The 20,749-nt window shown below is 56.3% G+C and carries 18 protein-coding genes, 1 tRNA gene and 1 riboswitch; of the genes, 6 read left to right on the forward strand and 13 right to left on the reverse strand.

Annotation, left to right across the window (positions count from 1 at the left end):
- The first annotated feature begins 158 nt into the window (after nucleotides 1-158).
- Nucleotides 159-2,156: a bifunctional tRNA (5-methylaminomethyl-2-thiouridine)(34)-methyltransferase MnmD/FAD-dependent 5-carboxymethylaminomethyl-2-thiouridine(34) oxidoreductase MnmC gene (gene mnmC, locus F9C28_RS05685; RefSeq protein WP_199014268.1), complete on the forward strand. Its 1,998-nt coding sequence runs from the start codon at nucleotides 159-161 to the stop codon at nucleotides 2,154-2,156.
- Nucleotides 2,157-2,202: 46 nt separating this feature from the next.
- On the opposite strand, the gene F9C28_RS05690 is transcribed toward mnmC, so the two are convergent.
- The 6 genes from F9C28_RS05690 to prmB form a co-directional block, all read right to left on the reverse strand.
- Nucleotides 2,203-2,481, reverse strand: coding sequence for a YfcL family protein (locus F9C28_RS05690; RefSeq protein WP_199014269.1), 279 nt, complete (start codon nucleotides 2,479-2,481; stop codon nucleotides 2,203-2,205).
- 25 nt (nucleotides 2,482-2,506) lie between these two features.
- Entirely contained in the window at nucleotides 2,507-3,061 is a 555-nt protein-coding gene (locus tag F9C28_RS05695) for an elongation factor P hydroxylase (RefSeq protein ID WP_199014290.1), read from the reverse strand.
- Nucleotides 3,061-3,846, reverse strand: coding sequence for a sulfite exporter TauE/SafE family protein (locus tag F9C28_RS05700; RefSeq protein ID WP_408641446.1), 786 nt, complete (start codon nucleotides 3,844-3,846; stop codon nucleotides 3,061-3,063). The genes F9C28_RS05695 and F9C28_RS05700 overlap by 1 nt, the downstream gene beginning before the upstream one ends.
- A gap of 118 nt (nucleotides 3,847-3,964) precedes the next feature.
- Nucleotides 3,965-4,789: a penicillin-insensitive murein endopeptidase gene (mepA, locus tag F9C28_RS05705; protein ID WP_199014270.1), complete on the reverse strand. Its 825-nt coding sequence runs from the start codon at nucleotides 4,787-4,789 to the stop codon at nucleotides 3,965-3,967.
- A 5-nt stretch (nucleotides 4,790-4,794) separates the two neighbouring features.
- Nucleotides 4,795-5,880, reverse strand: coding sequence for a chorismate synthase (gene aroC, locus F9C28_RS05710; protein WP_199014271.1), 1,086 nt, complete (start codon nucleotides 5,878-5,880; stop codon nucleotides 4,795-4,797).
- Between the two features lie 74 nt (nucleotides 5,881-5,954).
- Nucleotides 5,955-6,887: a 50S ribosomal protein L3 N(5)-glutamine methyltransferase gene (prmB, locus tag F9C28_RS05715; protein WP_199014272.1), complete on the reverse strand. Its 933-nt coding sequence runs from the start codon at nucleotides 6,885-6,887 to the stop codon at nucleotides 5,955-5,957.
- A gap of 160 nt (nucleotides 6,888-7,047) precedes the next feature.
- Between prmB and smrB the strand changes: the two genes are divergently transcribed.
- The gene (smrB, locus tag F9C28_RS05720) at nucleotides 7,048-7,599 is read left to right on the forward strand and encodes an endonuclease SmrB (RefSeq protein ID WP_199014273.1); all 552 of its coding nucleotides are present in this window, start codon (nucleotides 7,048-7,050) and stop codon (nucleotides 7,597-7,599) included.
- A 108-nt stretch (nucleotides 7,600-7,707) separates the two neighbouring features.
- On the opposite strand, the gene sixA is transcribed toward smrB, so the two are convergent.
- The 3 genes from sixA to fadI form a co-directional block, all read right to left on the reverse strand.
- Complete coding sequence (gene sixA / locus F9C28_RS05725; protein ID WP_199014274.1) at nucleotides 7,708-8,193, reverse strand: phosphohistidine phosphatase SixA; 486 nt, start codon at nucleotides 8,191-8,193, stop codon at nucleotides 7,708-7,710.
- 199 nt (nucleotides 8,194-8,392) lie between these two features.
- Nucleotides 8,393-10,552, reverse strand: coding sequence for a fatty acid oxidation complex subunit alpha FadJ (fadJ, locus tag F9C28_RS05730; RefSeq protein WP_199014275.1), 2,160 nt, complete (start codon nucleotides 10,550-10,552; stop codon nucleotides 8,393-8,395).
- A complete protein-coding gene (gene fadI, locus F9C28_RS05735; RefSeq protein WP_199014276.1) occupies nucleotides 10,552-11,862 on the reverse strand; it encodes an acetyl-CoA C-acyltransferase FadI in 1,311 nt (436 codons plus the stop codon). Before fadI ends, fadJ begins: the two co-directional genes overlap by 1 nt.
- A 566-nt stretch (nucleotides 11,863-12,428) precedes the next feature.
- Between fadI and fadL the strand changes: the two genes are divergently transcribed.
- Nucleotides 12,429-13,757, forward strand: coding sequence for a long-chain fatty acid transporter FadL (gene fadL / locus F9C28_RS05740; protein WP_199014277.1), 1,329 nt, complete (start codon nucleotides 12,429-12,431; stop codon nucleotides 13,755-13,757).
- Nucleotides 13,758-13,825: 68 nt separating this feature from the next.
- Here fadL and mlaA read toward each other — a convergent pair whose 3' ends face one another.
- A complete protein-coding gene (gene mlaA / locus F9C28_RS05745; RefSeq protein WP_199014278.1) occupies nucleotides 13,826-14,584 on the reverse strand; it encodes a phospholipid-binding lipoprotein MlaA in 759 nt (252 codons plus the stop codon).
- A gap of 598 nt (nucleotides 14,585-15,182) precedes the next feature.
- Between mlaA and F9C28_RS05750 the strand changes: the two genes are divergently transcribed.
- Nucleotides 15,183-15,257 (forward strand) — tRNA-Arg (locus tag F9C28_RS05750).
- 150 nt (nucleotides 15,258-15,407) lie between these two features.
- Nucleotides 15,408-15,484: riboswitch (Fluoride riboswitch) on the forward strand.
- A gap of 159 nt (nucleotides 15,485-15,643) precedes the next feature.
- A complete protein-coding gene (locus tag F9C28_RS05755; protein WP_199014279.1) occupies nucleotides 15,644-16,795 on the forward strand; it encodes an MFS transporter in 1,152 nt (383 codons plus the stop codon).
- A 240-nt stretch (nucleotides 16,796-17,035) separates the two neighbouring features.
- Here F9C28_RS05755 and F9C28_RS05760 read toward each other — a convergent pair whose 3' ends face one another.
- Nucleotides 17,036-17,929, reverse strand: a complete 894-nt coding sequence (locus tag F9C28_RS05760; RefSeq protein ID WP_199014280.1) for a LysR family transcriptional regulator — start codon at nucleotides 17,927-17,929, stop codon at nucleotides 17,036-17,038.
- 166 nt (nucleotides 17,930-18,095) lie between these two features.
- On the opposite strand from F9C28_RS05760, the gene F9C28_RS05765 reads away from it, so the two are divergent.
- Nucleotides 18,096-19,097 carry a zinc-binding alcohol dehydrogenase family protein gene (locus F9C28_RS05765; RefSeq protein WP_199014281.1) on the forward strand — a complete coding sequence of 334 codons (1,002 nt, stop codon included), beginning with the start codon at nucleotides 18,096-18,098 and terminating at the stop codon, nucleotides 19,095-19,097.
- A 146-nt stretch (nucleotides 19,098-19,243) separates the two neighbouring features.
- Here F9C28_RS05765 and F9C28_RS05770 read toward each other — a convergent pair whose 3' ends face one another.
- Nucleotides 19,244-19,726, reverse strand: a complete 483-nt coding sequence (locus F9C28_RS05770) for a cold shock domain-containing protein (protein ID WP_199014282.1) — start codon at nucleotides 19,724-19,726, stop codon at nucleotides 19,244-19,246.
- A gap of 144 nt (nucleotides 19,727-19,870) precedes the next feature.
- A complete protein-coding gene (locus F9C28_RS05775) occupies nucleotides 19,871-20,410 on the reverse strand; it encodes a DUF2058 domain-containing protein (RefSeq protein ID WP_199014283.1) in 540 nt (179 codons plus the stop codon).
- Between the last annotated feature and the right edge of the window lie 339 nt (nucleotides 20,411-20,749).

Consider the following 20,749-nt stretch of genomic DNA (forward strand, 5'->3'; position numbering starts at 1 on the left):
ACCCTCTATAAGTCGTACATAGAAATTTAAGAATCGGAAGGCACAATAGCGTACAGTTGTACGCCGAACAAGTCCGATCAGGCAAAATCTCTATAAATTTGCGCCCGCCCACATGGCTGGTTAAGATCGCCCTACAGCCTGTCACACGAGCAACTTACGTGAAACAAACCACTATACAACCCGCCAACCTGCGGTTTGACGATGAGGGTACACCTGTATCCCGAGAATTCGACGATGTTTATTTTTCCCGGGATAACGGGCTGGAAGAAACCCGCTATGTCTTTCTCGGCGGCAATCAGATCCCGGCCCGTTTCGCCACCCATCCGCGGGACTCATTTGTGGTTGCCGAAAGCGGGTTTGGCACCGGTCTGAACTTTCTCACCCTGTGGCAGGCATTCGACGCATTTAGCCAGCAGATGCCCGATGCCACGCTACAGCGCCTGCATTTTATTAGCTTTGAAAAATTCCCCCTCACCCCGCAGGATCTGGCCCTCGCCCACAGTCACTGGCCGGAGCTGGCCCCCTGGGCCGGGCAGCTTCAGGCCCAGTGGCCACTGCCGTTGCCCGGCTGCCACCGCCTGCTGCTCGACGGGGGACGGATCACCCTGGATTTGTGGTTCGGGGATATTAACGACACCCTCACTCAACTGGATGACAGCACGCGTCATCAGGTGGATGCCTGGTTCCTGGACGGTTTTGCGCCGTCAAAAAACCCGGAGATGTGGACCCCACACCTATTTAATGCCATGGCCCACCTTGCCCGGGCAGGCGGCACCGTGGCGACATTTACCTGCGCAGGCTTCGTCCGCCGTGGGTTAATAGAAGCCGGTTTCACCATGCGGAAACAAAAAGGCTTTGGCCGCAAGCGGGAGATGCTGGTCGGGGCGCTGGGCGCCGAGGTCCCCCAGCCCGCTACCGCCCCCTGGTATCACCGGGCCCCAGCCAGCGCGCGGCAGGCGGCGATTATCGGCGGCGGTATTGCCAGTGCCCTGCTGGCGCTAAAACTGCAATTACGGGGCTGGAAGGTCACCGTATACTGCGCCGATGATCGGCCCGCCCAGGGCGCCAGCGGCAACCATCAGGGGGCGATTTACCCGCTGCTAAGCCAGCACGACCCGGCCCTGACCCGGTTCTTCAGCGCCGCCTTTACCTTTGCCCGGCGGGAATATGACAGCCAGCCGGTCACCTTTGACCACCAGTGGTGCGGGGTAACGCAACTGGCCTGGGATGAAAAAAGCACTCATAAAATCAGCCAGATGCTGTCGCTCTCGTTGCCGGAAGCCCTCGCCCAGCCACTGCCCGCTGCCGCCAGTGCTGAACGATGCGGCCTCGCCACCGGTTGCGACGGGATCCACTACCCGGCTGGGGGCTGGTTAAGCCCGGCCCAGTTGACCGCGGCGCTGTTTGCCCGCGCCGCCGCACAGGGGGCGATACTGCACTATGGCCATACCGTTAGCGGGCTGCGCCGTGACCATGACGAATGGGAACTGGCCTTCAGCAGTGGGCAGCAGGCGCACCACCCGGTGGTGGTACTGGCCAACGGCTGGCAACTGTGCCAGTTTCCCCAAACCGCCGAACTGCCGCTGTATGCGGTAGCCGGCCAGGTCAGCCATATCCCCACCACCGCGGTATTGACCCGGCTCCGCCAGGTACTGTGTTATGACGGTTACCTGACACCACACAACCCGGCCACCGGGCAGCACTGCATCGGCGCCAGTTATCATCGCGGCAGCAGCGATACCGGCTACCGGGATGAGGACCAGCAGCAGAACCGCCAGCGCCTGGTCAATTGCCTGCCGGAGGCAGACTGGGTGCAAGAGGTGGACATCAGTGCCGGGCTGGCCCGTAGCGGAGTGCGCGGGGCGATCCGCGATCACCTGCCGCTAGTGGGGAATGCCCCGGATTACCGCGCCACCCTGGAGGCTTATGCCGGGCTGGCGAGCGATCGCAGTACCGCCCTCAGCGCGCCAGTCCACCCGGATCTGTTTGTGCTTGGTGCCCTGGGCTCCCGGGGGTTATGCAGTGCGCCGCTGGCGGCAGAGTTGCTGGCCTCCCAGATGCACGGTGAGCCATTACCGCTGGATGCGGATACCCTCGCCGCCCTCAACCCTAACCGGATGTGGGTACGTAAGTTACTGAAAGGCCGCCAGGTATAAAAAAAACGCCAGGGAGACCTGGCGTTTTTATCCGGCGCTAAGGGGATTAGCGCTGGTGGGCCTGCTGATACAGCCCGGCCCACATCTCCTGTACCAGAACACGATCCCGGGGGGTCAGTTCACCGGCCTGGATCGCTTTTTCAATACTGTGGACCACCTGGGCATTCAGGGCTTCCGGGGTTTGCCCCATGTCGTGCTCCAGCTCAGCCACGGCCAGGGTGAGATGGCCACGCAGATAACCGCTGGCAAAGAGTTCATCATCACTGGCGTGTTCCACCATCTCGTCAATCAGCGCCAGTATGTGGCTTTCAAATTCCGCGATCATCGTGTCTCCATCATAGTGCATAGCATCAGTTTATATCTTCCGGCCACGGGAACTGCTCAGCAGCCAGTGGCGGCGTTTTATAATAGTCACGCAGGGCGCTGATTAACCGCGCCGGGCGTGCCGGTATCCCCTGCTCCAGCCAGGTCATCACTTGGGCGTGGACCCGGCGCTGGAAGGCAATCCGGTCTGGTTCAATATCTCCGTTTAAGTTGTCACAGCTGACATTAAACGGGAAACCCGCCGCCACACAGAATAACCAGTCCAGGGCCTGGGGTTTAACTTCAACATTCTCAAACTGGCTCTGGGTTTGCTGATCGCGCCCGTCCGGGCAATACCAGTAACCAAAGTCCACCTGCTCACGGCGTGCCTTGCCGGCAATACACCAGTGGGAAATTTCATGGATGGCGCTGGCGTAGTAGCCATGGGCAAACACGATGCGATGGTAAGGCACCGTCTCATCCGCCGGCAGATAAATGGGCTCGTCGTCCCCTTTGATCAGCCGGGTATTGTATTCATCAGCAAAGCAGTGGTTGAAAATATCAATCATCTGCTGGTAATGGTGTTGCTCACTGCAGGTCATTATATCCATCCCAGCCATTGCAGCAGTTGCTGCCCGTGGCTATCAAATAACAGTTTGGCGCTCATCACGGCGGAGACAATCACAATCATCGGCCGGATTAACTGCTGCCCTTTGCTCAGCACCAGGCGCGAGCCCATGCGGGCGCCGCAAAACTGGCCGGCCATCATCACTAAACCGGTACCCCAAATCACCTGCCCGCCGAGCATAAACAGCAGCAGCCCGCCGAGATTGGAGGTGGCGTTCAGCACTTTGGCGTGCGCGGTTGATTTGGCGAGGTTATACCCGCAAAGCGTAACAAATGCCAGCGCATAAAATGACCCGGCACCGGGGCCAAAAAAGCCATCATAAAAGCCAACACAGCCCCCGGCCACCAGCGCAAAGGGCAAGCCATGTAAGCGGCGCTGGCGATCTTCCTCGCCGAGGCGCGGCATCAGCAGAAAATAGAGCCCGATACCGATAATCAGCAGTGGCAAAATCTGGCGCAGCAGTGACGCCTGGATATGCTGGACCAGTAAGGCGCCGGTCATCGAACCGATAAACGTCATCAGGATATTCAGGCGCTGCTCTTTCAGGTTCACTACCCGCTGGCGGATAAAATAGAGGCTGGCGGAGAGGGAGCCGCCGCAGGCCTGAAGTTTATTGGTGGCCAGAGCATGGGCCGGTGAAAAGCCCACCGCCATCAGCACCGGAACAGTGATCAGCCCGCCGCCTCCGGCAAGGGCATCAATAAACCCGGCCAGCAACGCCGCAAAAAATAACACCACCAGCATCAGTGGCGATACCATAAAAAAGCTGTCCAGAATGTCCACGTGCTCCCCTGTCTGATGATTATTTTTAGCAAAATAAAACCCGAAACCGGCAGTACCGATTTCGGGTTTATGGTTTATCTATACGCCAGGGCCATCACAGCACATGCTCATCCAGCAAGGCCTGACAAGACGGCGGTAACGGCGGTGGCGATTTTTTCACCGGTGGTGTGCTGCCCGGTTTCGGTGGCTCAAACCAGCTTTGCAGCTCCGCACCACAGCCATCCCCTGGTGGCGGTGCCGGCTGATCCTGGCACTCCAGGCTCCCCGCCGGGCAACGCAGCCGCACGTGCATATGGGCACGGTGGCCAAACCACGGGCGCACCTTATGTAGCCAATCCCGATCACTGCCGGCATCTTCACACAGCCGCTGTTTAATGGCCGGGTTAACGAAAATCCGCGTGACCTCGTTATCCTGTGCCGCCAGCTTAATCAGCTGGCCAATCTGGGGCTGCCAGAGACGATCCGAAACATCCTTACCGCTGGCATTCACCAGATCCAGCGCCTGGGGCTTAAGCAATTGCGCCTGGGTCCAGCGGGCCTGAGGTAATTGCAGGAAAATATCCACGTCCAGGCCAATCTGGTGGCTGGCGTGGCCGCTGCTAAAGCGCCCGCCGGCAGCCATGCCCATATCGCCGATCAGCAATGTCCCCAGCCCGCGCTGATGGGTCTGGGCACTAAGGCGGCCAATAAACGCCAGCAGATCCGGGTGGCCGAAATAGCGCCGCTGGTCAGTACGCATCACCTGATAATCCGGTGAATCAAGCGCCAGCGGCTGGGCGCCGATAATACAGCCATTGGCGAAAGAACCGATGGACTGCGGCGACCCCGGAATAGGATGGGATATTTTCTGCCACGGGGTCGCGCCCCAGGCAGCAGCGCTGGCCGCCAGGGCCAGCAACGCACAACACACTTTTTTCATTACCATTACCAGCGCGGAAGCGTGCACGCCACATCCGCATTTTGCGCCCGCTGGCGCAGTAAATGATCTAACAGAACAATCGCCATCATCGCTTCCGCAATCGGCACCGCACGGATGCCAACACAGGGGTCATGGCGGCCACGGGTTACCATGTCAACCTCTTCCCCGGCGCGGTTAAGGGTGCGACCGGGCACCATAATGCTGGAGGTGGGTTTCAGGGCGATAGTGGCGACAATTTGCTGGCCGCTACTGATGCCCCCCAGAATGCCGCCCGCGTGGTTACTCTGGAAGCCTTCCCGGGTGATCTCATCGCGGTTTTCACTGCCGCGCAGCCCGACCACGCCAAAACCGTCACCGATCTCAATCCCTTTTACCGCGTTGATGCTCATCAGCGCGTGGGCGATATCGGCATCGAGGCGGTCAAATACCGGCTCGCCAAGGCCTGGAGGGACATTATCAGCCACCACGGTGACTTTGGCACCAATGGAATCGCCTTCTTTTTTCAGGGCGCGCATCAGCTCGTCCAGTGCTTCTACCTGCGCAGGGTCCGGGCAGAAGAACGGGTTTTCTTCAACGCTGTCCCAGTCGTTGATAGCCAGCGGGATATCCCCCATCTGGGTCAGGCAGGCGCGGATAACAATGCCGTGTTTCGCGGCGAGGTATTTCTTGGCAATCGCCCCGGCGGCAACGCGCATGGCGGTTTCGCGGGCGGAAGAACGCCCGCCGCCGCGGTAATCGCGCAGGCCGTATTTTTGTTCGTAGGTATAATCCGCATGGCCCGGGCGGAACAGGTCTTTGATGGCGCTGTAATCCTGAGAGCGCTGATCGGTGTTCTCGATAAGCAAGCCAATGCTGGTGCCGGTGGTCACGCCATCAAATACCCCGGAGAGGATTTTAACCTGATCCGGTTCCCGGCGTTGGGTGGTATAGCGGGAGGTGCCAGGGCGGCGGCGGTCGAGATCGTGTTGCAGATCGGCTTCGCTAAGCGCAATGCCCGGCGGTACACCATCAACAATACAACCCAGCGCCGGGCCGTGGGATTCACCAAATGTGGTTACGCGAAAAAATTGTCCAATACTGTTCCCAGCCATCACGGCTCCTTTACCGTTGTCGTTATCGTCGTCAGCTGTTCAGACGGGCGCCTGGGCACCCGCAAGGCGTGGTGTTAATCCCGGTAGATGCTGAAATGGCTACGCGCATCCAGCAACTGCTGCCGGGTCAGCATAAAGACGCCGTCACCGCCGTTATCAAACTCCAGCCAGGTGAACGGCACCTCTGGATACCGCTCCATCAGATGTACCATGCTGTTACCGACCTCACAAATTAACACCCCGTTTTCAGCAAGGTAGTCTGGCGCGCAGGCCAGAATGCGGCGGGTCAGTTTTAAGCCATCTTTGCCAGAAGCCAGGCCCAGCTCAGGCTCGAATTTATATTCGTCCGGCAGGTCATCCATGTCTTCTGCATCCACATAAGGCGGGTTGGTGACGATAATGTCGTAGGGCACCTGCGGCAGATCCCGAAACAGATCCGAGCGGATCGGCGTAACGTTATGTTCCATCCCGTGTGCGGCAATGTTCTGCTCCGCAACGGCCAGCGCATCCACCGAAATATCCACGGCGTCGACTTCAGCATCCGGGAAGGCATAGGCACAGGCCACAGCGATACAGCCACTACCGGTACACATATCCAGGATCAGCTGAGGCGGGTTATCCACCAGGCCCTGGAATTGGTTGTTGATCAACTCGCCAATCGGGGAGCGCGGCACCAGAACCCGCTCATCCACATAAAATTCGTGGCCGCAAAACCAGGCTTTATTGGTTAAATAGGCGACCGGGATACGATCGTTGATCCGGCGGATCACGCGCTCGACAATGCGGTGGCGTTCGCTGGAGGTCAAACGGCAGTTGCGCATATCCTCAGGAATATCCAGTGGCAGGTAGAGGGTCGGCAATACCAGTTGGACCGCTTCGTCCCAGGGGTTATCGGTCCCGTGGCCGTACCAGATATTGGCTGCGCTAAAACGGCTCACTGCCCAACGCAGCATGTCCTGAATGGTATGCAGCTCACTGACTGCCTCATCGACGAAAATTTTATCCACTGTGCCCTCCGCAGGCGGTGCGTGCTGATTAATACCGCGCTAGTTTGCCATGAACACGGCGACAAATCAGCAGACACCGTTAATCAGATACGGGGTTTTATTTAGCGCCCGGGCGCAAACTGAGTAAAATGGCCTGCGAGTTACAGGAATTGAGAGCGAGATGAAAAAGAAACCCACCCTAAGCCGTGAAGATCAGACGTTATTCCGCGACTTAATGCGCGGCACCCGGGAGCTGAAGCAGGATACGATTGTCCACCGCCCGCTGCGTAAAAAACTGACTGACGTGCCGGAAAAACGCCTGATCCAGGAGCAGGTGGATAACAGCCACTACTTTTCCGACGAGTTTCAGCCGCTGCTGTCCAGCGAAGGCCCGGTGCGTTACGTACGTGACGGGGTGAGCCATTTTGAACTGAAAAAATTACGCCGCGGTGATTACTCCCCGGAGCTGTATTTAGATCTTCACGGTCTGACCCAGCGCCAGGCCAAGCAGGAACTGGGGGCGCTGATCGCTGCCTGCCGCCGGGAGCATCTGTTCTGTGTGTGCGTGATGCACGGCCACGGGAAGCATATTCTCAAACAACAAACCCCGCTGTGGCTGGCCCAGCATCCACACGTTACGGCATTTCACCAGGCCCCGAAAACCTATGGTGGTGATGCGGCGCTGCTGGTGCTGATTGAGGTTGAAGAGTGGCAGCCCCCGGAACTCCCCTGAAGTAAGGGCCTGCGGATATGCCAGAAACAATAAGGGCCACATGATGTGGCCCTTATTATTTTATTCGGGGATAACCCAAATATTATCGTCGCTATGCTGGCGATGGCATCAAATCGCTTTCGCGACTTTAAGATTACAGGGGTTCATCTGCCAGTTATAAACGCCGTTACCTGCTTCGTCCAGCGTTACGCTGGCGACAGAAGAGGTACAGAACATGGGCGGCGCCTCCTGGGGGCACAGCTCTGAGACCAGATACCCCACCAGCGGTAAATGCGACACCACCAGTACGTTGTTAATCCCTTTTCCGGCAAGGACTTCAAGATAATCCCCAACCTGGCCCACGTCACCGCATGGGGTTAATTCGGCAAGCACATCCGTTTGCGGAGGCAGCGTTAAGGTTTCCCCGACAATTTCCAGCGTTTGTTCCGCGCGCAGAAAAGGGCTCACCAGAACGCAATCGATTTTAACCTGTTGGCTTTTCAGCCAGGTGGCCATCAGCCGGGTTTCGTCACAACCGGTTGCGGTCAGAGGACGAACCGCATCACTGGCGGCATCGAGAGCAGCGTCGCCGTGACGCATGATAAAAACTTGCATATTGCACCGCTTTTGTTAACCAGAAACGCCTTTCGGGCTATGCCACTCTGCCAGCAGGCAGGTGAAGACAGCCCGAAGGCGGCCCGGCATTGTGCCTTATCCGTACGTCGAATGGAACGCTGTTTTTTACCGCATAGCTGCAAGTATAGTCAATATATGCTTACAAAATGTGCAACAGCCGTTCCACGAAACCAGTCTATCACGCTACTTTGACGACTTCATGCTGCGGGGGTTCCCCTGCTTGCCAGAAAGAGCGGTTATCTTCGGCCATCTGCAATAACAGCGGGCAAGGTGCGAAGCGCTCACCGTAACGGCTGCGCAGTTGTTCCAGTTCACGCACCAGGGCCGGGATACCGACACTGTCCATATAGCGGAATGGTCCACCGAGGAACGGCGGGAAACCAATGCCAAATACCGCGCCAATATCCCCGTCCCGTACGCTGCCGATGACCGACTCATCCAGGCAGCGCGCCGCCTCATTGAGCATCATCAGGGCACAGCGGCGGGCTATCACGGTAGCGGACTGATCTTCACGGGGGTCCACCTGCAGCAGGGTGTAAATCGCCGGATCGGCTTTTTTGCCGCCTTTTTTCTTGCCCGCCGGATACAGATAAAAACCGCGCTGGTTCTTCCGCCCTTTACGGTCATCGCGCAAAATGGCCTCAACCGCCGCCGGGGCAGCAAAGCGCTCACCGTAGGCCTGCTCAAGGATCGGGATTATCCTGGTACCGACATCAATACCCACTTCATCCAGCAGCTGAATCGGCCCCACCGGGAAGCCAAACGCCACCAGCGCCTGATCGATATGTTCAATCGGCTCGCCTTCCACCAGACACTGGAGCCCTTCGTTAATATAAGGCGCCAGGATGCGGTTAACATAAAACCCGGCGCAGTCCTTCACCACTATCGGTGTTTTACCTTGTTTTTTGGCCAGTTTTACCGTTGTGGAAATCGTTTCCGCACTGGTCGTTGCGTGGGGAATAACCTCGACCAGGGGCATCTTGTCCACCGGGCTAAAGTAATGCAGGCCAATCACCCGCTCCGGGTGCCGGGCGCGGGCGGCGATGTCGTGGATCGGCAGCGATGAGGTGTTAGAGGCAAAAATAGCGCCGCAGCGGGTCATGGCTTCCACTTCGGCCACCATATTTTGTTTGAGGGCCAGATCCTCGAACACCGCCTCGATAATCACTTCACGATCGGCAAAGCCCTGATAATCCGTCCCCCCGGAGATAAGCGCCATCTGGCGGCTGCGCTGGGCAGCAGTGAGATGACGGCGCAGCACCTTTTTGGTGAGTAAATCCCAGCTATAGCGCATGGCGTTATTCACACCGCTACTGGCAATGTCTTTAATGCGTACCGGAATATTCCCTTTGGTGGCCGTGACATACGCAATGCCGCCGCCCATCAGGCCGCCGCCGAGGATCCCCACGTGGTGTACTGCCCGGGCCGGCGCCGGGCTACCGGGGTCCTTTTTCAACGCGGTGCTGGCAAAGAAAATACTGCGCAGCGCGGCTGACGCGGGCGTCATCACCAGCTCACCAAAAGCCCGGGCTTCCTCCTGATAACCACGCTCCCTGCCCTGCTCCAGACCGGTACGGATCACCCCAATAATGCGCTCTGTGGCCGGATAATTTCCGTGGGTTAACTGGCGCGTTTTGCGGGTTACCATACGCAGCAACAGCCCCTTGACCAGCGGGGCCGCGAGGATCCGTTCGCGCAGCGGTAGCCTGGCCCCTGGCTGGCGGCCACGTTTTACCTGGTCGATAGCGGCTTGCAGCAAAATTGTCTGCGGCACTACCTCATCCACCAGCCCCAGCTTCAGCGCCTGGCGCGGCCGCAGCATTTTGCCGGTTAAAATAATATCCAGCGCCCGGCTGACACCAATCAGGGCCGGTAAACGCTGGGTGCCGCCGGAGCCGGGCAACAGCCCCAGTTTTACTTCCGGCAACCCAAGCTGGGTGTTGTCATCATTACTGCACACCCGCCGGTGGCAGGCCAGCGCCAGCTCCAGGCCGCCGCCCAGGCACGGGCCGTGGATGGCAGCCACCACCGGCACCGGAAGGCTGGCAATCTCGGCCATCATTTGCTGCCCCTGACGGGCAAGGTGTTGTGCCTGCTCAGCGCTCTGGCAACCGGCAATCATGGTAATATCGGCGCCGGCAATAAAATTGTCCGGTTTGCCGGAGATAAAAATCACCCCGGCCAGTTCGCGAGTGGTGCGTAATACAGAGAGGATCTCCTGCACTTCCCGGCCACGCGCCGCCTGCAGGGTGTTCATTTTTTCTCCCGGGACATCAATGGTGATCACCGCAATGTGATCCGGGCGAAGGGTTAGCGTAAATGCGGGCTGCTGTTCCATTATTCCACCTCCAGTACCATAGCGGCACCCAATCCACCGGCCGCACAGGCCGTTACCAGACCAAAACCGCCCCCCCGGCGCTTCAGCTCATTGAGTGTCTGGGTTATCATGCGCGCCCCGGTGGCCGCGAAGGGATGCCCGTAAGCAATAGATCCCCCCAGTACGTTAAAGCGCGCATCGTCCACCTCACCGGTGGCGCGGCTACGGCCCAAAACATCTTGTGCAAAACGATCGCTGGAAAGCATTTTCAAATTTGCCAGGGTCTGGGCGGCAAAGGCTTCATGCATATCGAACAGGGTCAAATCCGCGAGGGTGATCCCCGCCCGCTCGAGGGCCAGCGGCGTTGACCAGGCAGGCCCCAGTAGCATGTCCTGCCAGACATCCACCGCGGTAAACGCATAACTGCGCAGAAACCCCAGCGGCGCCAGCCCCAGGGCTTTAGCCCGGGACTCGGTCATCATCAGTACCGCGGCCGCGCCGTCCGTCAGCGGGGTGCTGTTTGCGGCGGTCACCGATCCATGCTGGCGATCAAACGCCGGGCGCAGCCTGGCGTAATCGGCCAGCGTGCTGGTGCCGCGGATATTATTATCCTCGGAAAACGCCTCCCGGTAGGGCGGGATCCAGGCCGTCATCACCTCATCGGCCAGCTTGCCATCCTGCCAGGCCTGGGCTGCTAACTGGTGGGAACGGTGGGCCAGCGCATCCTGCTGTTCACGGCTGATCCCGTGGGTTTTCGCCATCTGTTCTGCGGTGTCCCCCATGCGTAATCCGGTAGAGTACTCCGCCACTGCCGGGGGCACCGGCAGCAAGTCCCGGGGACGTAAGCGCGAAAATAACTGCAATTTCGCCCCCAGGCTGCGGCATTTACTGGCATCAAGCAGGGTTTTGCTCAGTTTTTTACTGACCCCGATCGGCAGTACCGAGGAGGAGTCCGCCCCGCCGGCAATACCGGCATCAATGGTGCCCGCCATCAAGCTTTCTGCGATGTTTGCCACCGCCTGGAAACTGGTGGCGCAGGCGCGGCTAACGCTGTAAGCATCGGTGTGCACATTCATACCGGTCCCAAGGACTATCTCCCGGGCAATATTCGGGGCTTCCGGCATCTGAACGACCTGGCCAAATACCACCTGGCCTATCACGTCTGGCGAAATACCACTGCGCACCAGCAGCTCCCCCACTACCATTTTCCCCAGATCGACGGCGGGTATGCCGTGAAACGCCGTTGCCTGGCGAGCAAATGGTGTACGTAATCCACGGACAATGGCAATTCTGTCACCCTGACGTGTTGTCAGTGGCAATGGCTGATGCATAGCGCTCCCCCTGTTTTCAGCCCGATAGTGGTCTGACCTGATTAGTAATTTAACGATATTTTTACATTCAGCAAGCGTCGGCGATGAAAATGAGAGCGCGGTACGATTTATCACCGGCGCGCGGAGGGAATAAAACCCGGGCCGGACGGGCGCACCGGCCGTGTCGGGGGTGATATTACCGCGGGTAATTTTCCGGCAAATATCCTCCCCGAGGCTCCCCGCTACGCAGTGAACGGAGCCGGTTGATTGCTTTATGTCCACTTGCGCGCCTGACACAGTTGTTACAACGCGTTATGAGGAGTGACCCCGGTCACAGATTAAAAATGATAAAAAACAAAAAGCTCGCGGCTTTTTACGTGATGCCTACTGCGAATTTGCCAGACAGATCTCGTTTCTAATATCAAATAAGTAAAAATTAAGAAACAAACTTGCAACACCTCATCTGGTCAGACCTATACTCACGCCACTGGTCTGATTTCTTGCTGTAAACCCAGACCCTACACTTCGCGCTCGCTGTTACGGTGTGTAACATTGTTTGAATAAAAATAAATGATGAGGTTTTGGTCATGAGCCAGAAAACCCTGTTAACCCGATCGACTCTTGCTATTGCAGTGGCACTTATCTCAACCCCCACATGGTCTGCTGGGTTTCAGCTTAATGAATTTTCCTCGTCTGGTCTGGGTAGGGCCTATTCCGGGGAAGGTGCCATTGCTGACGATGCAGGCAACGTAAGCCGTAACCCAGCACTGATTATGATGTTTGATCGTCCACAACTGTCGGTCGGCGGCGTATTCGTTGACCCCGGCGTGGATATTTCCGGCCGCTCTCCCAGCGGGAGAAGCCTGGACGCCAAGAATATTGCCCCCACCGCCTGGGTGCCGAATATTCACTTCGTGATGCCGATTAACGATCAGTTCGGTTTTGGGGCATCGGTCACCTCTAACTACGGTCTGGCAACCGAATTTAACGATAACTACGCCGCGGGCTCTATGGGCGGTAAAACCGATCTGGAAACCGCGAACCTAAACCTGAGCGGTGCCTACCGGTTAAACGACCACTGGACCTTTGGTGTCGGGTTTGATGCGGTATACGCCCGGGCCAAAATTGAACGTTACGCCGGGGATGCCGGCGTGCTGGCCGCCTCTCAGTTGCAGCAGGCCGGTATGAGCAGCCTGGCCCAGATGGCTGCCGGGATCCCGGCGGATACCCAAATTGCCAAACTGAAAGGCAATGAGTGGGGCTTTGGCTGGAACGCGGGTATTTTGTATGAAGTGGATAAGAATAACCGCTACGCCTTTACCTATCGTTCTGAAGTCAAAATCGATTTCGACGGTGATTATAAGAGCAGCCTGCCTTCCGCTTATAACGCATTACTGTCCAACTTCGGTTTCCCAATGGGAACAGACGGCCGCACCATTGGCGGTTCCCTTGGCCTGAACCTGCCAGAAATGTGGGAAGTCTCCGGTTATAACCGCGTGGCACCGAAGTGGGCGGTTCACTACAGCATGGCATACACCAGCTGGAGTCAGTTCCAGCAGTTAAAAGCGAAGAACAGCGCCAGTCAGACCCTGTTCTATAAAGATGAAAGCTTTAAAGACTCTTACCGTATCGCGCTGGGTACCTCCTATTATATGGATGATACCTGGACCTTCCGCGCCGGTATTGCCTTTGATGACAGCCCGGTTCCGGCCAGCAACCGTTCCATTTCCATCCCGGATCAGGACCGCCTGTGGCTGAGTACCGGTGCCACTTACGCCTTTAACCAGGATGCGTCTGTGGATGTTGGGGTGTCTTATATGCATGGCCAGCACGTGACCATTAATGAAGGGCCGTACGAGTTTAAATCTGACGGTAAAGCCTGGCTGTACGGGGCTAACTTTAACTACCGCTTCTAATTGCGTCCGGACACGAACAAAAAGGGTGAGACCATGGTCTCACCCTTTTTTGCTTTCTGGCGCGGATGTTACTGAGAGTCGATGTCTTTCAGATCGTCCTGAATGGCTTTCGCATTCGGGTTTTCCTGCGCTTTCAGCTTACCGCCGCTGGCGATAAAGTCATTATGCTGGAAGTATGCTTCGCGAACCATAATGTAAGGATCGGAAGACTGGCGCAGCATACCGTCAGAATCCAGCAGCTGGGCGCGGGTTTCAATACCTTCCAGGGACCATTTGGCGATGCTCATCGGCCAGGTCAGCCAGCTCAGGATCGGGTACAGCGTATCCGCATAATCACCGCCGTCCTGGCGCAGCGTAAAGCTACCGTAGACCGGCAGTTGCATATAAGGACCATAACCCACGCCATAATGACCCAGGGTGCTCCCGAAACGGTGCGGATCTTCACGACGCAATTCCGGATTTGCCATCCCGGCCACATCGATTAACCCCCCTAACCCGAGGATGGTGTTCAGGAAGAAACGGGTAAAGTGGATCATCCCTTTATACGGGTCGCCGCGCAGGAAGTCGTTGACCATCGAGGCGGGTTCTTCCAGGTTACTGGTGAAGTTGCTGATCCCGGTACGGGCGGGCTGCGGCATATAATCACGCCAGCCCACGGCTACCGGGCGCAGGACATAGGGATCCAGCACATTGTAGTTAAAGTTGTACATCGTGCGGTTGAAGCCTTCGAATGGATCCGAACGCCCCTGCGTATCCTCGTTGGCCGAACTGGCACACCCCACGAGTAACGTGGTTGCCAGGGCCAGCCCGGTCAGGCGAAATTTCATAGCTTTCTCCCTGTAAATAGTCATTGCCGCAAGCAAGGCGCGGTTGCAAAACCACATCCGCAGGGTGTAGTCGATCCGTTAACGCAACACTGATACTGCTTTCCGGCTAATCATCTGAGGCTCTGATTTGTAAGGCTCATCCGGATTATAGCTGGGCCAACAGCGTTACGCCGCATTAATGTGGCCGGATATTTTGTCTCCGTCCCCAAAAAGCACGGAGGATATCCCGCGGGCAAGATCGGGCCCGAATGCAGTGCCGCGCCACGCGGCAAAAAAGCCTTAATGGTTGCCTTGCTGATAATTACCGCGGGATTCTACCAGCCCGGGTACCAGAGCCCAAGCGAATCCCGCCGCGCTGGACCAACGCAGCGCCTGTGCAGCCCCATCAATCAGATAGATAACGGTGGTAGCTGCCTGGTTAGCCTGTAGTTTAAGCGCTGCGACACCCCCTCACAGCGCAGTTATTGCTTTCTTGTCTATCCGGGGATAGCCCTGCCGGGCTGACTGGCGTAAAAGCATGCAAAATCGGTGAGTTAATCACCAGTCAGCGGGCCGCAGGCTTAACCTGACGCTAAAAACAGGGTAGTATTGCCGGGCTGTCCCCTTAGTTAAATGGATATAACGAGCCCCTCCTAAGGGCTAGTTGCAGGTTCGATTCCTGCAGGGGACACCACCCTCACCTCTCCTGACATCTACCAAATTCAATAAAACCCACATCCGGTGATAAAGGGTAATCCTCCTATTTTTAACCGGACAGATAAGCATACCGGTTTCTGTTTCATAAGAAGATAGTCCCTTGCCGCCAGCGAAAGGCTGGCATAGAGTTATAGCGGGTGATGACGTTCCACCTGTTTACAACCGCCGGCAAAAACTGCACTGGCTGATGACGTCTGACTGCATCCATCCGATAACCCGGAGGCTGTCTGTCAGGCGAAGAACACACCCTGCCATCCTGCCTGATATCCCCATCCTCCGCTGTTGTACGGACTTATACCGGCTTGCGGAGAACACTTCATGAATGACAAGACGATGCCAGCCTCCCCCGAAAGTAAGGGAGCCATGCGATTTGTGTTACTGATCGGCGTGCTGAGCTTTTTTGCTGACTTTACCCACGAAGGCGCGCGTGGCGTGCTGGGCCCCTATCTTGCATCGCTACAGGCCACCGCATTTATTGTCGGGGCCGTGACGGGATTTGGTGAGCTGATGGGCTATGCCCTGAGATATTTCTCGGGCCGGTTCGCGGAAATAAGCGGTAAATTCTGGCCAGTTACCCTCTGCGGATACCTGTTGCAGATGACCGCAGTACCGGCCCTGGCATTGACTCACTCCTGGCAAAGTGCCGCCGTTTTTATCGTTCTTGAAAGAACCGGGCGGGCGATACGTAACCCGCCCAGAGATGCAATGTTATCGCACGCCGCTAAACATATTGGCGGATACGGCTGGACCTTCGGCATCCATGAAGCCTGCGATCAGTTTGGGGCATTATGTGGCCCGCTAATGATCTCACTGATTCTTGTGCACGGCGGCAGTTTCCATCAAGCCTTTGCCGCATTGCTGATCCCGGCCATGCTCAACATCATCTTTGTGTTTATCGCCAGGCGGTTATACCCGGCACCGGAAAAACTCGAAGCGGGTAATACCGAAACAGCCACCACCACCACATTCAGCCACATTTATTGGGTCTATCTGTCAGGCGCAAGTTTGGTGGCGCTGGGTTTCGCTGACTACCCTCTCCTGGCCTACCATTTTACCCGCGAACATATCATTACCGTTGACTGGGTCCCGGTGCTGTATGCCATTGCCATGGGGGTCAGCGGGGGCTCGTCTTTACTGCTCGGCCGTTTGTTTGATAAGTACGGATTCAGGGTTTTGATCTCCCTGACGTTTATTACCGCCTTCTTTTCCCCGCTCGTTTTCTATGGTGGCGTGGTCGGGTGTGTCGTAGGGGCAATGCTATGGGGAATGGGGATGGGGGTGCACGAATCAATTATTCCGGCGGCGGTATCGCCAATGACACCACCTTCCAGAAGGGCTTCGGCATTTGGTCTGTTTACCGGCGTGTACGGCATATTCTGGTTTATCGGCAGCGCAGTCATTGGTTTTCTGTATGATGACTCACTGCATCTGGCAATGCTATTTTGCCTCGCTACGCAACTAGCCTCACTGCCTGCTTTTATCTGGGTTTATATCAAATCAAAGATGGCCAAATAGCAATCATGGCATCAGCATATGGACTGCCCCAGATTATTAATGCTAGGTCAGTCCATCTTTATGGCAAAAAATAATTACGGCTCCATTTTACTTCTCACCATGCCGCCGTCGATCAATAAATCCTGGCCATTAATATATGACCCGCCGGGCCCGCGGAGATAATACGCCGACAGCGTAATAAAGATTGATCAGTAATAATATTTACATGGCAATTAACTTATTTTACCCGCGAATGCGTACTTATCCGGCATCGAAATGGCTTTTCAGATGGTGATAAAGCTGACGTACCGGCCGGGAGAACTGGCTGCGGTGCGGGCAAATAAAGTTAAGCGGTGCGGCCTCACCCTTGATAGCCGGCAATAGCGGCACCAGACGGCCTTGCGCGATATCCGGGCTGACATCCAGCCATGATTTATAGGCTATCCCCATCCCGGCGACAGCCCAGCGACGGGCGACATCCGCATCATTGGTCACAAAACGGCCGCGGACCGTTACCGTTTCCTTGCGGTTATCATCTTCGAAGGCCCAGACATCGTGGGTCTGCCCATCCAGTAGATAGAGAAGGCACTCCCGCGTCGCAAGCCCAGCCAGGGTTTGCGGCGCACCTTCCCGGGCGATATAGTCCGGGGAGGCGACCAGGCAACGGCGATTATCTGCCGCCAGGGGCAGCGCCACGTAACTGCTGTTTTGCAATACGCCATAACGCACGGCAATATCCAGCGGATCGCGGTAAATATCGCTGATTTCGTCGGAGAACTGCAATTTTACCGACACGTTAGGGTGCATCAGGCAAAAATCAGAGATCAGCGGCAGCAGAATATTGCGCCCGATATCGGACGGGAGCGCGATTTTCAGCTCCCCGTGCAGGCTGTTATCTTCGCTCTTCAGGCTATCGTAGCCGGCCTTGATCACTTCCAGCATTTCCTGGGCGAAGGGTAAATATTTTGCCCCCTGAGCGGAAAGCCGCAGGCTGCGGGTGGAACGAACAAATAACCGCACCGCCAACTCCCGCTCCAGCCGCTGGATAGCCGCACTGGCCTGGGCAGGTAAAATCCCCGCCTCCCGGGCCGCCCGGGAGAAGCTCCCCAGCGCCGCGGCCCGGACAAAAATCCTCACATCGTCAAGACGGACCATGCACCTTCCCCCGTTACTCTCATTGTGGCGCTAGTGTATCAGCCATTTTCACTATCAGAGTGAAAGTGATATCCGTTTTCCTCTGTTTTTCAGCATAGCTGCCAGGATTACTATGGCCTCAACCCGTGCCGATGCGGCATTTTTAATCCGACTGTGAGAGATTTCCATGAAAGCCATTGTCTATAGCCAAAATGACCTGCCGATCGCCGATGACACATCGCTTTACCAGATAGACCTGCCAACGCCGCAACCTGGTGAACACGATCTGTTAGTAAAAATCGCCGCCATTGCGGTTAACCCAGTCGATACCAAAGTGCGCCACAACGCTCCGGTCACCGCGCCGCGCATTCTGGGCTGGGATGCCACCGGTATTGTTGAAGCCGTGGGCGCAAAGGTATCCCTGTTCAAACCCGGTGATGAAGTATTCTATGCGGGTTCCATCGTGCGCCCGGGCTGTTACGCAGAATATGGTCTGGTGGATGAGCGTATCGCGGGGCGAAAACCACAGTCCCTGTCCAGTGCCGAGGCCGCCGCACTGCCGCTAACCTCCCTGACCGCGTGGGAACTGCTGTTTGACCGTCTGGAAGTTGGTGATGGTAACAACGAGGCAATCCTGATTGTCGGCGCCGGTGGCGGCGTTGGTTCGATACTGACCCAGCTGGCCAGCAAACTGACCCATCTGACGGTGATCGGCACCAGTTCCCGCCCGGAAACCGCAGAATGGGTGAAATCCCTGGGGGCGGACCATATTATCGATCACCGTAAACCTTTCGCAGAGCAGTTAACTGCGCTGGGGATCGACAACGTACGCTATGTCGCCAGCCTGACCCACACCGATCAGCACTATGCGCAGATTGTTGATGTATTGAAGCCCCAGGGGCGCATGGCGGTTATTGATGACCCGGTGACGCTGGACGCGATGCCGCTGAAACGCAAAGCGATATCGCTGCACTGGGAATTAATGTTCACCCGTTCGATGTTTCAGACTGCGGATATGCAGCGCCAGCACGACATTCTGATGGAGGTCAGTAAACTGGTGGACGCCGGTAAACTGCACAGCACGCTGGGGGAGCACTACGGCAAAATCACCGCCGCGAACCTGCGTAAAGCCCATGCGCTGATTGAAAGCAATAAAGCCAAAGGCAAGATCGTACTCGAAGGGTTCTGACCGCCGGTGATGGGCTGCTCAGGCTATAAGACGCGTCCCCGGGACTACCGGCGCTTTAGCAGCGCCGGTAGTCATATCGCGGCGAAAGCAGAATAAAGGTAGCAGGCACGACCCAACCCCCTTCCCGATAAGGCAAGGGGATAAACTCAGACCTTGAGCAGTTTCACCGTGGCATCCACGTCAATTTCATCTTCTGAGAAGATCAACGTTGCGCCCTGGAAGGTGGTGATGGCCAGCTTTTTCAGCGAGCGCATTTCACCCGGCTGGGCGGTTGATTTTGGCCTGATGCTGTTCATCAACACCCCGACAGACAGCACGGCGTTTTCTTTATCAATACTGGTGTCCACCGGTACCTCTTCGCTGTACACCAGGTAAGACTTGATCGAGGTAAGTTTAACGCGCTCGCCGGCAATATAGAGATATTTGCTTTCCGGGGTGACTTTTACCGCATAAGCGGACAACCCCTTGTTATTGGTGGTCGGTTCAAAGGTCACCGCGGCATCTTTCTTAATCAGCTCAGGGTTGGCGACCTTAATCACATGAAAATAACGGTTATCACCGTTTTCATCTTTGATAAAGCCAAAACCTTTATCTTTAAACCACGTTGTGATCGTTCCTTTCATCGCCATTACCGTCTACCTAATCGTTTATCAACTCACATTTTTGCAGCGCGCAGTGTAAAGCACAATGCCCGCGCAGACTACGCCTTTAGCCTAAGTCTGAATGATAAATGTCAGATCTACCAGGCAGCCGGGTCGCGCGCGGGGCGGTGATTACCACATCAAATCATCTGGCACTTTAAAGTCAGCATACGGATCGTCCTCATCCTGCGCTTCCTGGCTGAGTGCGCTATTCAAGACAATGCTGCCGGCATCCCGCTGGGCAATTTTATCGGCAACGCTGGCGGGGATAATCGCGTATTCACTCTCGCCGTTGCTATCCACAACCAAACGCGCAATGGCAAGACGGCCATTGATCAGCTGGGTCTGGGTGAGCTTATCCACCGTTATTTTTTTAATCAGGTTATTGTCGGTGAAGTTAAAGCCGATATCGCCTTTTGATACGGTGATACGGTTCATTTCAATCAGCTGTTTTACCTGCGCTTTATACTCTTTAGATAGCGCCGCCTGTTTTTGTTGCTCATTTAGCAGTTTATCGCGCTCAAGCTGGGCTTTTTTATTTTCTTCCACGGACTCTCTTGCCTCACGCGCCTGAACCCGTGATTTTTTCGCCGTTCTCTGGACCTTAGCCATTTTTTTGCTGGTCACTAATCCCGCTTTTAGCATCTGCTCTTGTAAGGTAAGTTTTGTCATTTTAGCTTCTGAATCTGGTGAATAATGCCCGGGATTATACCTGTAAATTTTGCGGCTGTGCCAGATAACAGGCTGAATCGTGGAGTACAGAGGGGTTAGCAGCAGGTAGCGTCTGGCTCAAGTCCCGGTGCTGCAACAAACACCTACCTGTACGCTCCCTGAAGCAAAAAGCGCAACACATACCACTCGTACGAAGGCCTCAGCTACGGGTCACACTGGTATCATGATACCAAATACTTAGGGAAGGTGCGAACAAGTTCCTGATATGAGATCATCATATTCATCCGGAGCGCATCCCAGAGGGACATCATGAGCCATCAACTCACCTTCGCCGATAGT

The organism is Shimwellia pseudoproteus, assembly GCF_016415625.1.
Taxonomy (GTDB): domain Bacteria; phylum Pseudomonadota; class Gammaproteobacteria; order Enterobacterales; family Enterobacteriaceae; genus Shimwellia; species Shimwellia pseudoproteus.

Bases quoted from the DNA above. Each gene is read 5' to 3' on its own strand.
- F9C28_RS05690 (WP_199014269.1), bottom strand. From the start codon at position 2,481: ATGATCGCGGAATTTGAAAGCCACATACTGGCGCTGATTGACGAGATG.
- F9C28_RS05695 (WP_199014290.1), bottom strand. From the start codon at position 3,061: ATGACCTGCAGTGAGCAACACCATTACCAGCAGATGATTGATATTTTC.
- F9C28_RS05700 (WP_408641446.1), bottom strand. From the start codon at position 3,846: ATGGTATCGCCACTGATGCTGGTGGTGTTATTTTTTGCGGCGTTGCTG.
- mepA (WP_199014270.1), bottom strand. From the start codon at position 4,789: ATGAAAAAAGTGTGTTGTGCGTTGCTGGCCCTGGCGGCCAGCGCTGCT.
- aroC (WP_199014271.1), bottom strand. From the start codon at position 5,880: ATGGCTGGGAACAGTATTGGACAATTTTTTCGCGTAACCACATTTGGT.
- smrB (WP_199014273.1), top strand. From the start codon at position 7,048: ATGAAAAAGAAACCCACCCTAAGCCGTGAAGATCAGACGTTATTCCGC.
- sixA (WP_199014274.1), bottom strand. From the start codon at position 8,193: ATGCAAGTTTTTATCATGCGTCACGGCGACGCTGCTCTCGATGCCGCC.
- fadJ (WP_199014275.1), bottom strand. From the start codon at position 10,552: ATGGAACAGCAGCCCGCATTTACGCTAACCCTTCGCCCGGATCACATT.
- fadI (WP_199014276.1), bottom strand. From the start codon at position 11,862: ATGCATCAGCCATTGCCACTGACAACACGTCAGGGTGACAGAATTGCC.
- fadL (WP_199014277.1), top strand. From the start codon at position 12,429: ATGAGCCAGAAAACCCTGTTAACCCGATCGACTCTTGCTATTGCAGTG.
- mlaA (WP_199014278.1), bottom strand. From the start codon at position 14,584: ATGAAATTTCGCCTGACCGGGCTGGCCCTGGCAACCACGTTACTCGTG.
- F9C28_RS05755 (WP_199014279.1), top strand. From the start codon at position 15,644: ATGCGATTTGTGTTACTGATCGGCGTGCTGAGCTTTTTTGCTGACTTT.
- F9C28_RS05760 (WP_199014280.1), bottom strand. From the start codon at position 17,929: ATGGTCCGTCTTGACGATGTGAGGATTTTTGTCCGGGCCGCGGCGCTG.
- F9C28_RS05765 (WP_199014281.1), top strand. From the start codon at position 18,096: ATGAAAGCCATTGTCTATAGCCAAAATGACCTGCCGATCGCCGATGAC.
- F9C28_RS05770 (WP_199014282.1), bottom strand. From the start codon at position 19,726: ATGGCGATGAAAGGAACGATCACAACGTGGTTTAAAGATAAAGGTTTT.
- F9C28_RS05775 (WP_199014283.1), bottom strand. From the start codon at position 20,410: ATGACAAAACTTACCTTACAAGAGCAGATGCTAAAAGCGGGATTAGTG.